Genomic DNA, 13,345 nt, shown 5'->3' with positions numbered 1-13,345 from the left:
TGACCCTTCCCCATGCCGCAGCACTCGACGCGGCCTGGGCTGCTGTTTCCAATAATAAACAGTAGCTGTTTTGAGCCGGCCGTATCCAAAATAGCCTGCAAACTCCAAATCACAACTATTCAGAAAATGAATGCTGGAAGTTGGCGTGTTTTGAGCGCGTACCAGACTCTAACTCGCAGTTGATCTCCCGTGGTGGGCATTTGCTAGACGACAACAGAAACATGTGGCTCCGGTTGGTACACTAGGAGATCTCCAGGCTGACAACTTAAATGGGCACAGATCGCCTCAAGTGTAGCTAGACGTACTCCTTTGACCTTGCCTTGCTTTAATAGGGATAGATTTTGTTCGGTGATACCAATTGCGGCGGCAAGGTCTTTTGACTTAACTTTGCGTTTTGCTAGCATTACATCTAACTCAATAATGATCGTCATTATGCTGGCCTTACACAAAGGTTTGATTTTCGGAACTTACTTCACTCGCTTGTGCCAAAATTCGCGCGATCACCGCGATACATCCGGCGAGAAAGAGAGCGATAAAGTCCGCTGGTGTAAAGCTGATGGTAAGTAAGCGTTGGCCGGGTGGAGCATGTAAGGTGACCAGAATACTCAATATTGGTGTGCATAAGAAACTTGAAACCACCCAAAGAATGACCCCCCTTCCAACTTTCCCTAAGTGAACGGCAGCATTATTGGAGAAATACTCGCTCCGGGCATACCCCTGGAACAGGCGGCGGAGGTGATTCAGGCCGCTGGCCAAGGCGATCAAAGGCACGCTGGAGATGACGATCGCGCCGAGTATTTGCCACCAGGCGAGCACTTCGATTTTTACCGCGAGTTGGGTCAACATCACTCCGCTCAGGGAAAATCCAAGCCCTAATCCATCGTCTGACCCCAATATCGGAAATACCCACAGTGCGGCATTGAGGATGAGCATGCAGGCTATGAGCGTCAGTGTTAGAGCAGCCATACGCTGGCTAAATGAAGCAAGGCGGTTAATGGGCATTTTTTTAAGCCTTTTTGATGGGTGGAACTCGATTTTTGCACAAGAAATTACTGTATTACAATAATTATTTATTGAATAGTGTCTTTTGTGGTGTGTTGCCGCCCCTAGTACCTGCCTGGTTGTAGTGGAGGGATAGGGTCTGAGCGCCCAATGCCCCACCGTGTCTACAAACGGGTCAACGCCGTGCTTACTGACAAAGTCGAGAAACAGGTCAACGAACCGCTCGAAGCCAAAAGCGAGATTTTACGGTTGCGAGCCCAAATGCGGCGCTTGGGAGAACAGCGCGACGTATCAAAAATACAGCGCGGCGCTTCGTCAGGGAGCTTAAGTGAAATGCCGCTTTATGAACGAGCACCGACATCAATATTTGGTCACCACACGGTTCTGGCCCTGACTCTGTTCAGGAACTCGCGATGGCACTCTCAGAAATGGCAACTCGCCACGCCTGACGAGTTTGAACTAGAGCGGCGATTGTGGATCATCTGCTGAACATCTCGCCCTGAGTCCAACCTTCAGAAGGCTGGAAGCAGGGCGCTTTCAGATGCAGCCGTCCGGTAGGCCAAGATTACACCCTTGCAACATTGACGGCCGGTCTCTGGTGGTGACGACTTCACGCGGGCGTTGTTGGCACGTGCATGAGTACTTCCTCGGTCGTTCATTGTAGCAACCCGATATGTCACATCAGTGAGAAGTGCCGAGTAAATTCAGCGCAAATCACTGTTGCAACACTTCGAGGCTCTATCATGCTGACCCGTTGTTTTATCCCCTTTCTATTTCTTTTGGTTTCTTGTATTGCCGGACAAACCCACGGCAGGGATCTGGCTGAAGGACTGACCGAACAGGACCCGTCTGTGGCGTTGCAGAACCACGACCTGCGCTATGGGCTGTGGTCCGGCATTGGACTTATGAAAAATGCAATCGGGCAAAGCTGCAATGCGGTTCTGCTGGATACTCGCGACCGGCAGAATAAAACCGTTGGCCCCGCCTATGTATTGACGAGTGGGCATTGTGTTTACTTCAGCTACGGCACGGCTTCTATCAACCAAACCGTAGAGGCGAGCATCACCTTCAACTATTTCCACGATACTCCCGCGCAACACCGGAAATTTCGCATTAAAACGGCGCATTGGAGCAGTATGGTCGGCACTGATCTGGCGGTTCTGGAGCTTGATGCGCCATTGGCCGCCCTCATTGCAGAGGGGGTCATGCCACTCAAGCTCGCGGCTCATCAGCACACTTGAGAGCGGGAGGTCATCAATGTCGGATCCCCGACCGGGTTTCGCCAAAAAGGCTTACGCATGAGTGCGTGCAAGGAAACGGCAACAAATAGCTTTGTCGAGCATCCCGGTGTATTTCCTGGCGCCATGAAAAACCGTTGCCAAGACCTTCAGTACGGAAGCTCCGGGAGCCCGATGCTCGATCGGGGTACCAACGAAATTACTGGCATTGTCAGCAAGGTCGCTGCTGTCATCAAAAAGGACATCCTCAGCAACTGTCTGAATACCTCCGCGTGTGAAGCGGCCAAGTTTAACTATAGCTATCCAGCGAACGACCTTCATCATTGTTTTGTCGATGGCCAGTTCTTGAATAACACGCGGGACTGCCAACTGAAATCCGTCGAACTCGTCCTTGAAGAGCCTTGGAAACTCAACCCCTACGTGCATTTGCAGCAGGGTGTGAACGGGCTCAGTATTTGGCCCACGTGGAACATCAGATTCTCGGTCAACGATCCCTACTATCGATTCAAGGCCGTGCGCGAGGTCAGGGAGTGTCGATCTCCCAGCGACTATCACAACGCCGTAGCGTCAACGGATGGTTACATCAACCAGGCGATCGGGCCGGCGCTGGGGGCCCATGTGTTGTGCATCATTGGGATACAAAACCGCAGCGAGCCCCTGACGCCAGCCTTGCTCCACAATGTTTTCACACACTCCGTATTTTTGACCGCCCCAACGCCGACACCGCAGATCAGCCTGAGCTACAACGTCAACTGGGACGACCAAACCACAGACTTCACCCATCACTACTTCTACGTGGATGCTTCAGAACGGGCTTTGTGCCAAGATATCGACGACGTCCGCTATGCATTGGCCAACGGCAGCAACCCTTACCAGGTGTCACAGCTCCCCATCACATTGTGCAGCTATGCCCGCAACCTTGCTGGTCAGCCGTCCGCCGTCCGTACGGATGTAATCGAAATATCAAGGTATCTCCCTCACCAGCAAACGGTGAAGCCATCACCGTCACTACGCTAAGAGCTCATCGGTGACGATAAAAACGTCCCCGCTTGTTCACAAGGAGTGTCAGCGGGACGTTTACAGCGTAAACGCCTTAAGCCACTGGCCATGCCATGGCACACCGACTGCCCGGCGCGAATCCGTGCTGGTACTCCTCGCTCAATATGGCCGCTAGCCTCTGATCCAGGTCTGCGGTGGCTTTGATCTGGAATCCCAGGCGGGCATAAAAGGGGGCGTTCCATGGCACGCTCGTGAATGTCGTGAGCGTTACGAAACTCAGTCTGTTGGCGCGGGCATAGTCCTTTGCGGCCTCAACCAGACGCCGCCCCCAACCTTGTCCCTGCACCGCGTGCATCACGGATAACTCATAGATGTGTAAGTCATTGCCGTGGCGCGCAGCGCTGAGAAAACCTTGCGGCCGGTTTTCGGCGTCCAGGGCGACCCAGCAGGTCGAGAGCGCGATACGTTGGCGATGTTGCTCAACGGACATCGGGGGTGATTCAACCAGCCAACTCAACCCATCAATCATGCGGAAGGCTTGAGCTGCGGAAATTTCGATGGCAGGCAGGCGTTGTGCATCTTCCGGTACAGCAACGCGAATAATCGCCGGCATGGGTTGCCCTTGGTGAGGTGAGACTGAACTGGAAAAACCAGCTTTCGAGGGGTGAAGATATCATGCACTCAGAGCCTCAGGCTCAGTGGTTTTGATGGCAGTCGAACTCATCAGAGGCCGGTCTAGAGCGGTTGCCGGTATCGCTCAAGGTCCGCGCGCAGGCTCTTACGATCTGCGTGCGGTAACGTCATCCGCAGTCCAGCTGTCACACCAAACGCCAACCTGGCGAAACAGATGACGCAAAAGCCTTGACCTTTCCATCATGGGAAGCTTCAGGCTTGCTTCATCAGTAACATTCAAGGGGTATTGCAATGGCTACGGTTTCCCATCAGCAGGGGTCCAACCCATCCAGTTCGCGGGAGGTGCGCCTGAGTCTGCCGGTCGAGGGCATGACGTGCGCATCCTGCGTCGGTCGGGTCGAGCGCGCGCTGAAAGCGGTGCCTGGCGTGCACACGGCCGCCGTCAATCTTGCCACCGAGCATGCCAGCATCACCTTCACCGGGGCGCCCGATCCCCAGGCGGCGGTGCGTGCCATTGAGAGCGCAGGCTACAGCGTGCGTGAAGAGACGACTCATCTTGCGATAGAAGGCATGACCTGTGCGTCATGTGTGGGCCGGGTCGAAAAGGCCCTGGCTAAAATCCCCGGCGTGCTCGAAGCCACGGTTAACCTGGCCACCGAGCGTGCCCGGGTGCGCCACTTGGGCGGCGCAGTCTCCACGGCAGACCTTGAAGCAGCAGTGGAGCAGGCCGGCTACAAGGCCCGCCGCTTGTCCGCCGAGTCGCCGAGCGAGGGCGACCAGGATGCCGCGCGGCGCGACAGCGAAGCTCGGGAGTTGCAGCGCTCCATGTTGATTGCAGCGCTCCTCACTTTGCCGGTCTTCATCCTTGAGATGGGTTCGCACCTTATCCCTGCCATGCACCATTGGGTGATGGGGGTCATGGGGCAGCAGACGAACTGGTATGTACAGTTCACGCTGGCCACCCTCGTGTTGTTCGGCCCAGGGCTGCGGTTTTTCCGCAAAGGCGTACCGGCGTTGCTGCGAGGGGCGCCAGACATGAACTCGCTAGTCTCTGTGGGCACCGCGGCGGCTTACGGTTATTCGCTGGTCGCGACGTTTATTCCCGAGGTTCTGCCGCAGGGCACCGCCAACGTCTATTTCGAAGCCGCAGCGGTGATTGTGACCCTGATCCTGCTGGGCCGCACGTTGGAGGCGCGCGCCAAGGGGCGAACCTCACAGGCGATCAAGCGGCTGGTCGGTCTTCAGGCGAAGACCGCGCGCGTGGAGCGCAATGGCGAAATATTGGAAGTTGCCCTTGATCAGGTGACGGCCGGCGACATTGTCTTCGTCCGTCCGGGGGAGAAGGTCCCGGTCGACGGCGAGGTGATTGAAGGCACCTCGTACGTTGACGAGAGCATGATCAGCGGCGAACCGGTACCTGTGTCCAAAAGCGTAGGCGCCGAAGTCGTTGGCGGCACGATCAACAAGACCGGTGCGTTCAGTTTCCGGGTGACCAAAGTGGGGGCCAACACCGTCCTCGCGCAGATTATTCGCCTGGTGGAAGAGGCGCAGGGCTCCAAGCTGCCGATCCAGGCACTGGTGGACAAGGTCACGATGTGGTTTGTCCCGGCGGTGATGGCTGCGGCCACGGTGACCTTCCTGGTCTGGCTGATTTTTGGCCCGACGCCGGCGCTGACGTTCGCGTTGGTCAACGCGGTAGCGGTGCTTATTATTGCCTGCCCCTGTGCCATGGGGCTGGCCACGCCGACCTCGATCATGGTCGGCACGGGCCGCGCAGCCGAGCTCGGGGTGCTTTTCCGCAAGGGCGAGGCATTGCAGGCGCTACGCGATGTGTCGATTATCGCCCTCGACAAGACTGGCACGCTGACCAAGGGCCGGCCTGAGTTGACCGACCTGGTTCCCGCCGAGGGCTTTGACTACGACGAAGTATTGGCACTTGTCGCGGCGGTGGAGACACGCTCCGAACATCCGATTGCCGAAGCGATTGTCAGCGCGGCAAAGAGCAAGGGCATCACGCTTGCACCGATTGAGGCCTTCGACGCCGTACCGGGCTTTGGCGTGACGGCGAAGGTCGCCGCGCGCACGGTCTCTGTGGGGGCTGACCGGTTCATGACGCAACTGGGCCTTGATGTGACGGGCTTCCAGTCGACTGCCCAGCGTCTCGGCGAGCAAGGCAAAAGCCCGCTCTATGCGGCGATTGATGGCCGCCTGGCGGCGGTTATCGCGGTTGCCGATCCCATCAAGGAGAGCACGCCCGAAGCGATCAGGGCCCTGCACGCGCTGGGGCTCAGGGTGGCGATGATCACCGGTGACAATGCAGCCACGGCAGCGGCAATCGCCAGGCAACTGGGCATCGATGAGGTGGCGGCCGAGGTGCTGCCCGACGGTAAGGTCGCGGCGCTGAAAAAGTTTCGCAGCAAGGGGGCGCGAGTTGCCTTTGTGGGTGACGGGATCAACGACGCACCGGCACTCGCCGAAGCAGACGTCGGGCTTGCCATCGGCACCGGCACCGATGTGGCCATCGAAGCCGCTGACGTGGTGCTGATGTCGGGCGACTTGCGCGGCGTGCCGAACGCCATCGCCCTCAGCCAGGCGACGATCCGCAACATCAAGCAGAACCTGTTCTGGGCCTTCGCCTACAACGCGTTGTTGATACCGGTTGCGGCGGGCGTTCTGTACCCGCTGAACGGCACGCTGCTGTCGCCGATCTTCGCCGCGGCGGCGATGGCGCTCTCCAGTATCTTCGTGCTTGGCAACGCACTGCGGCTCAAGCGCTTCCGAGCACCGATGACAGTAGAGAGCAGCGCCGAGGCGCCAGTGGGTGGGGCGGCATTGGCCAAGCCACGCCTAGCGAATGAGCACTGATATCAGGCTTGGGTTTGAACACGATTGAGGAGGCTGTAATGGCCAGTGAACCTCATCCGAGCGTGATTGTTTGAGGACACGGCCAAGCGTACTCATGCGCCGTGTGCAGGTGAGTTTCCGATTTTGCGGTGAGTAGTTGATAGGTTCCCTCAGGAGGAGAGAATGATGAATATCGGTCAAGCAGCCAAGTTCTCCGGCGTTTCGGCTAAGTCGATTCGCTACTACGAACAGATTGGTTTGGTACCCAAGGTCAGCCGGTCTGATGCCGGCTATCGAAACTACGGTACACAGGATGTGCAAAACCTGCGTTTCATTCGCCGCGCGCGTGACCTTGGCTTTTCGGTCAGGCAGATCTCCGAGTTGCTGGTTTTGTGGGGCGACCCTGATCGCGGCTGTATCGACGTCAAGGCCATGGCCCTGTCCCATGTGGCCGGGTTGAAGGCGAAGATTGCTGACCTGCAGGCCATGGCGCAAACCCTTGAGCAGTTGGCCGAGCAATGCCATGGCAACGATCGTCCGGATTGCCCGATCATTGCCGGTTTGGCGCAGCGCACAGCCGCCGTGGCGATGGAACTGCGCCCCAGGGCTCCTCAGAATCCCCCCCGGTTTGGGGGGGATACGGCCGCCTCATCCCAGCATCGCGCCGCGATGCAGATGCATTTTTAAGCGCTGGCAAGGCTCACATTCACTCTTCAGAGCAACTTCAGGAGTTCCACATGCTGCGTTTTTTCATACCAAACATGACCTGTGGCGGCTGCGCCAGGTCCGTTACCCGGGTACTGCTGGGCGTAGACCCGCAGGCCCAGATCAAAACTGATCCGCCCACACGTGTGGTCGTGATTGACAGCACTCTGGATGCGCACACGCTGCTCACGGTGCTGAGTGACGCCGGGTATCCGGGTGAGCATCTGCCGCAAGCGATATCCAGCTGATCGTTGCCGGCGTAGTCCCGCAGGGCTGGCGCGAGATCAGATTTTTATCAATAAAAAGCCGGGAGATTGTCTCCCGGCTTTTGTATTTCCCACGTTTAGAAAGCCATCACAAGGTGTCAGGAGACTACGCCTGCAGCCCAAGCAACCAGTACATCAGCAAGATCAGGCGGGTAGCTGCTGAGCGGGTCAAGCTGGGTGCATTGGCTAACATGCACGCCACTCAAATCAAGCCGATGTGCTGACACAAGATTGACCTCGATCATCTGCCTCCCCCGATACTCCCTCTACTCTGGCACCTCCATATAAGGCCAAGGATGGCTCAAGGAGCCTGCGGCCATGCATTCTCAAGGAAGAGTCAGTCATGCAGTCATTGAAGATCATGTTGTTGTCATCGGCGTTCAACGGGTTGACCCAGCGGGCCTGGCTGGACTTACGCCAGTTGGGGCACGCGCCCAGTGTGGTGCTGTTCACCGATGAAGCCTCGGTATGTCGGCAGATCGAGGCATCGGCGGCGGACCTGGTGATTTGTCCGTTTCTCAAGGACCGCGTACCGCAACAACTCTGGAGCAATCCTGAGCGCCCGGTGGTGATCATTCATCCGGGCATCGTCGGCGACCGTGGCGCCAGCGCGCTGGACTGGGCCATCACCCAGCAAGTCAGGCGCTGGGGCGTCACGGCCTTGCAGGCGGTGGAGGAAATGGACGCCGGTCCGATCTGGTCGACCTGCGAGTTCGACATGCCCGCCGACGTGCGCAAATCCGAGTTGTACAACGGCCTGGTGAGTGACGCGGCGATCTCTTGCATCCGCGATGTGGTGGAGAAATTCGCCAGGGGGTTCGTGCCCACGCCCCTCGATTACATGCAGCCCGACGTCGCTGGGCGTTTGCAGCCGAATATGAAGCAGGCTGACCGCACCTTCAGTTGGTACGATTGCGCACGGTTTATCAAGCGCAGTATCGACGCCGCTGACGGCCAGCCCGGGGTGTTGGCCAGCCTCGCCGGCGGGCAGTATTACCTGTATGACGCGCACCTGGATGCGCGCCGCGGCACGCCGGGCGAGATCCTTGCGGTACAGGACGACGCGGTATTGGTTGCGGCCGGCGATCACAGCCTGTGGCTCGGCTCGCTCAAGCGCAAGGCCTTGCCCGGCGAGGAAACCTTCAAGTTACCGGCCCGCCATGTGTTAGCCGGGCAACTGGCTGATGTGCCGGTGCTGGACGGCTCGCTCGCCAACCAAGGCTTCGACGAGATGGCGTATCAGCCGATTCGTTACCGAGAAACCGGTCATGTGGGCGAGCTGACCTTCGAGTTCTACAACGGTGCCATGAGCACTGAACAGTGCCAGCGGCTGGTCGCAGCGTTGCGCTGGGCCAAGGCTCGTGACACCCAGGTGCTGCTGGTCAGGGGAGGGCGCGGGAGCTTTTCCAATGGTGTGCACCTCAACGTGATTCAGGCGGCCGAAGTGCCGGGGTTGGAAGCCTGGGCCAATATCCAGGCCATCGACGATGTCTGCCGCGAGCTGCTGACGGCCCGGCAACTGGTGGTCAGTGGCCTGACGGGCAGCGCCGGAGCCGGCGGTGTGATGCTGGCGCTGGCGGCCGACATCGTCTTCGCCCGGGCGGGTGTGGTCCTTAATCCGCATTACAAGACCATGGGCTTGTATGGCTCCGAATACTGGACCTACAGCCTGCCTCGGGCGGTCGGCAGTGAAGTCGCCCACAAGCTTGTCGAAGAATGCCTGCCGATCAGCGCCCTCCAGGCCCGGCACTGGGGAATGGTCCAGGACATCGGCCCACGCTGCCCACGGGCGTTTGGCACGTGGCTGCTGCAACAGGCCCGCGACGCGTTGACCGATGAAAGATACGCTCTGCATCGTGCGCGCAAATCGAACATGAACCTTGCGCAGATTGAGCGCTGCCGCGAAAACGAGCTGGCACAGATGCGGTTGGATATGGTGGAAAACCGCCAGCAGTTTGCCGAGAAGTGCCGCAACTTCGTGTTCAAGCGCAAAACCTGCCAGACCCCGCAGCGCTTGCAGGCGCCGTGGGCATTGGCGCCCAGGGCCACACTGGTTGACTGAGAGGAAAACGCCGCATCTACTCTTTTACCGCCAGGGCGGAATTTCCTTTTTGCCGTGGCGGTCCATAATGCCAATGGAAAAAAGACAGAAAAGGGTGAATTGATGCGGCGAATTTATAGGGGCGTCATCTGCCAGGCCTTGCTGGCCATGGTTATGGCTATCAGCCTGCCGGGATGGGCAGATGCGGCCGCCACGCCGGCGCCAGTAGAGGTCGTCGACAGCCTGGTGCTGTTGCCCGAAGACGCCAACCTCAAGCAGCTTGGCCAGCAGCTTGAGCTGATTCGCCAGAGTGTCCCCATCAGTACCAGTGACGAAAAGCTGGCGGAATTTCGACAGGGCGCACTGCAGGTGCAACAACTGGCCGGGGCATTGCTCACGGTGCGCGCCACCGAGATGGAGCGTATTGACGATCAGCTCAAGGTATTGGGCGCGGCCCAGCCGGGAGAGGCGCAGAGCCTCACCGAGCAGCGGGATGCCCTGACCCGAAAAAAGAACAGCCTGCTTGAGGATGAGCAGCACGCCAAGCAACTGAGCCAGACGAGCCGCGAACTCGCCGCGCAGATCGTCAACCTGCGGCGCAATCTGTTCAATTCCCAGGTCACCTCCCGTACCGATTCGCCCTTCAGTCCCACATTCTGGTCGACCCTGATCCGCCCCACCGCTGAAGACCTGCAGCGCCTGGACAACCTCAAGGCCGAAGGCATCGTTGCCCTCAAGAGTGCCATCAGCCCGGAGCACCGCTGGGCGTTCTTCAGCACGCTGTTGGTGGCGGTACTGATCTGGAGTTTCGGCCGGCGACTGCTCGAGCATCTGCTTACCTGGGCGATGATCCGTTGGCTGCCGGAGGGGCGCCTGCGGCGCAGCACGTTGGCGGTGGCGGTAGGCTTATCGTCGATCCTGACGATCATGGGGGCCGTCTCGCTGATGCGCTGGGGCCTGGAAAGCAATGCGGTCCTGAGTGAAAACCTGGGCCGGCTGTCCGATCACCTGGTCACCCTGGCCACCTTCTGTGCGTTTATTGCCGGCCTTGGACGCGCCTTGCTGATGCTGCCACGCCCGTCCTGGCGGTTGCCGGCCATTGCCGATGAAATCGCCAGTGCCCTGGGGCCTTTCCCGGCGATTCTGGCGGTGGCGCTGATGCTGGTGGCGACCGAGGAGCGGATCAACAATGTTACGGGGGCCAGCCTGGCGCTGACCGTGGCGCTCAATGGCCTGACCGCCCTGACCACCGCGCTGATCTTCATCGCCGCGTTGCTGCGCGTGCGCCACGTGCGCAAAAAACTTGAGTTGCAGCGCCCAGGCGGGCTCGCCGGTATGTTGCCCTTTGTCGCGTCGATGTGGGTGGCGGTGATTGTCCTCGCGTTGTTCACCGGGTATCTGTCCCTGGCCTACTTCCTTACCGTCAAACTGTTGTGGGTCAGCGTCGTGGCAGCCACGGCTTACCTGTTGATCGCCTTTTTTGGTGACGTCTGCGAAACCCTGCTTTCGCCCAGGCAGCCCAGCGGCCTGGCATTGGCCAACGCCCTGGGGCTGTCGCCACGGCACCAGGCCCAGGCGTGCACGGTGCTGGCGGGCGTCGGCCGTACCTTGCTGCTGCTCACCGCCGTGATGGCGGCCTTCCTTCCAGCGGGCTCCAGCCCCAGTGAGTTGCTCCAGGGCTTCAGCCAACTGGGCGAATCCAGCAAGACCCTGGGTAACCTGCAGATCGTTCCCCAGGACATCCTCATTGCGCTGCTGATGTTTGTCGTCGGCTTGTTCGCCGTGCGCACCTTGAAGCGCTGGCTGAGTGAGCGGTTGCTGCCTGAAACCAACATGGATGCCGGCATGCGCGCGTCCCTGGTGACCCTGGTGGGTTACCTCGGTTTTGTGTTGTTGAGCCTGCTGGTGATGTCCACCCTGCGGATCAACCTGACCAGCCTGACCTGGGTGGTCAGTGCCTTGTCGGTGGGCATCGGCTTCGGTTTGCAGGCGATTGTGCAGAACTTCATCTCCGGGCTGATCCTGCTCACCGAACGGCCGGTGAAGGTCGGCGATTGGGTCAGCCTGGGGGGCGTGGAGGGCGATATTCGCCGGATCAACGTCAGGGCGACCGAGATCCAGATGTCCGACCGCTCGACGGTGATTGTGCCGAACTCGCAGTTCATCTCGCAAAACGTGCGCAACGTCACCATGGGCAACGCGCTCGGTGTGGTGAGCATCACCCTTACCTTGCCGCTGGATACCGATGTACTGAAGGTTCGCGAACTGCTGATGCAGTCGTTTACCGAGCACGAGGCGATTCTCGACACTCCCGCACCTTCGGTCACGTTCAAGGACCTGGCCAGGGATGGCTTGATCATTGGGGTCAGCGGCTACGTCAATAGCCCGCGCTCGGTGTCCGGCACCCGCAGCGACTTGCTGTTCATCCTGCTTGCGCGCCTGCAGGACATGGGGATTACATTGTCTTCGCCCCAGAGCATGGTGCTGATTCCGGGAGAGGCAGGTGCAGTGGCTGGTGATGTTCCTGTGAGGCAATCATGAAGTGGCAGTGCGTGACACTAAAAAGCCCGATAACCGTGATCGCTGCGGTCTTGTTCTGTTTTTCCATGGCGGCGTGCAAGAGTAAAGACATGCCTGAAACCTATAGCTGGACGGGAACTGTCTCTGCACCACAGGAATACCCCATGGAGGTTTACCGTGGCGCCCTGGTCGCTGAGGGCTTTACCTACGGTTTTGATGCGATCTGGGGCACACAGAACACCGGTTGGGGGAGTCCGGGCGGAACCATGACCACGGCGCTGGAAAAAAAGGCAGTGCCCTATCAACTGGAATTCACGTGGTACTCGCTGGTGGAGAGAACGTTCTATAGCGGCCAATGGAACTTGGACCCACTGAAGATAAAGAGCCTCCTGGATGAGGGCTTTATTGATCAAGACACCCATAAAAAAGACACCTACAGCACGTTTATCGTGGGGTTGGCGCCACAGGGCAGGGTGGTGCTCTGGATGAGCGGGGCGGGAAACCAGAAGGAAGTGGGAGTCTTTCAGGCGCAGGCCACAAACCTTACCAAGGAGAGCGCCTACAGCAATGCCCAGTACATGTTCAAAGACGGCTATGCAGACCGCATGCTCAATGATCCATCCTATAAGACCTTCAGTGCCGATATCCGGCAAAAAATAGCCACGCAGGGCTATCCCCCGGCAAACATCTACGACACCTACCGGGAGAAATACAGCTGGAGGCCTGTCGTTGTGCTGCAGCAAGGCGAATGGCTAGATTTCGGATTCAGCGCCTACAACGGCGAGCAGGAGAATCTTTTCGGAAAGGCCCTACTCGACAATCACTATGTAAAACGGGCCATTCCAACGTTCTGCGGGTTCTATTGGCGCAATGGCAACAGCCGGTATGGCGTCTGGATTGACGCATTCGATGAAAAAGAAATCTTCGATGTTTTCCAGAAACTGGGCAAACAAAAAGACATAGACCTGCTGGTGAAGGTTGACGCGCAAAACACCCGGGTTTCCCTGGCATTAAGGGCGGGCGCGCAAGAGTTTCCCATCGGCAAAGCCAAAGTCAGGCTGTCCCGTAAAATCGAGTAGGCTCCCCCGCCTGAGGGG

General features: G+C 58.7%; 12 protein-coding genes. 9 read left to right on the top strand and 3 right to left on the bottom strand.

Annotation, left to right across the window (positions count from 1 at the left end; genetic code table 11):
* Window positions 1–203: 203 nt before the first annotated feature.
* Window positions 204–431, bottom strand: a complete 228-nt coding sequence (locus tag HBR94_RS03905; protein WP_081044215.1) for a helix-turn-helix transcriptional regulator — start codon at window positions 429–431, stop codon at window positions 204–206.
* 10 nt (window positions 432–441) lie between these two features.
* Window positions 442–1,002: a DUF2975 domain-containing protein gene (locus tag HBR94_RS03900; protein WP_120733385.1), complete on the bottom strand. Its 561-nt coding sequence runs from the start codon at window positions 1,000–1,002 to the stop codon at window positions 442–444.
* Between the two features lie 150 nt (window positions 1,003–1,152).
* Here HBR94_RS03900 and HBR94_RS03895 point away from each other — a divergent pair, with 150 nt between their 5' ends.
* From HBR94_RS03895 to HBR94_RS28520, 3 genes are all read left to right on the top strand, one after another.
* The gene (locus tag HBR94_RS03895; RefSeq protein WP_170044188.1) at window positions 1,153–1,491 is read left to right on the top strand and encodes a hypothetical protein; all 339 of its coding nucleotides are present in this window, start codon (window positions 1,153–1,155) and stop codon (window positions 1,489–1,491) included.
* A gap of 254 nt (window positions 1,492–1,745) precedes the next feature.
* Entirely contained in the window at window positions 1,746–2,243 is a 498-nt protein-coding gene (locus HBR94_RS28525) for a hypothetical protein (RefSeq protein ID WP_262383347.1), read from the top strand.
* A 57-nt stretch (window positions 2,244–2,300) separates the two neighbouring features.
* Window positions 2,301–3,257, top strand: a complete 957-nt coding sequence (locus tag HBR94_RS28520) for a hypothetical protein (RefSeq protein WP_262383346.1) — start codon at window positions 2,301–2,303, stop codon at window positions 3,255–3,257.
* A gap of 76 nt (window positions 3,258–3,333) precedes the next feature.
* Here the strand turns inward: HBR94_RS28520 and HBR94_RS03885 are convergent, their stop codons facing one another.
* The gene (locus HBR94_RS03885; RefSeq protein ID WP_057440897.1) at window positions 3,334–3,852 is read right to left on the bottom strand and encodes a GNAT family N-acetyltransferase; all 519 of its coding nucleotides are present in this window, start codon (window positions 3,850–3,852) and stop codon (window positions 3,334–3,336) included.
* A 311-nt stretch (window positions 3,853–4,163) separates the two neighbouring features.
* On the opposite strand from HBR94_RS03885, the gene HBR94_RS03880 reads away from it, so the two are divergent.
* The 6 genes from HBR94_RS03880 to HBR94_RS03855 all read left to right on the top strand — a co-directional run bounded on the left by HBR94_RS03880 (window position 4,164) and on the right by HBR94_RS03855 (window position 13,327).
* Window positions 4,164–6,737 (top strand): heavy metal translocating P-type ATPase, encoded by a 2,574-nt coding sequence (locus tag HBR94_RS03880; protein WP_170044187.1) that lies wholly within the window; start codon window positions 4,164–4,166, stop codon window positions 6,735–6,737.
* A 165-nt stretch (window positions 6,738–6,902) separates the two neighbouring features.
* Window positions 6,903–7,403 (top strand): Cu(I)-responsive transcriptional regulator, encoded by a 501-nt coding sequence (gene cueR, locus HBR94_RS03875; protein WP_170044186.1) that lies wholly within the window; start codon window positions 6,903–6,905, stop codon window positions 7,401–7,403.
* 50 nt (window positions 7,404–7,453) lie between these two features.
* Entirely contained in the window at window positions 7,454–7,669 is a 216-nt protein-coding gene (locus HBR94_RS03870) for a heavy-metal-associated domain-containing protein (protein WP_057959277.1), read from the top strand.
* A gap of 361 nt (window positions 7,670–8,030) precedes the next feature.
* Window positions 8,031–9,749, top strand: coding sequence for a hydrogenase maturation protein (locus tag HBR94_RS03865; RefSeq protein WP_170044185.1), 1,719 nt, complete (start codon window positions 8,031–8,033; stop codon window positions 9,747–9,749).
* Window positions 9,750–9,851: 102 nt separating this feature from the next.
* Window positions 9,852–12,269, top strand: coding sequence for a DUF3772 domain-containing protein (locus HBR94_RS03860; RefSeq protein WP_057959279.1), 2,418 nt, complete (start codon window positions 9,852–9,854; stop codon window positions 12,267–12,269).
* Window positions 12,270–12,358: 89 nt separating this feature from the next.
* Window positions 12,359–13,327 (top strand): DUF2931 family protein, encoded by a 969-nt coding sequence (locus tag HBR94_RS03855; protein WP_222931996.1) that lies wholly within the window; start codon window positions 12,359–12,361, stop codon window positions 13,325–13,327.
* Window positions 13,328–13,345: the final 18 nt, after the last annotated feature.

Origin of the sequence: Pseudomonas sp. WS 5412 (assembly GCF_012985615.1) — a bacterium.
GTDB classification, from domain to species: Bacteria; Pseudomonadota; Gammaproteobacteria; order Pseudomonadales; family Pseudomonadaceae; genus Aquipseudomonas; species Aquipseudomonas shahriarae.
The sequence above is the reverse complement of the archived record's forward strand: the minus strand, read 5'-3'. Positions and strand labels throughout refer to the sequence as shown.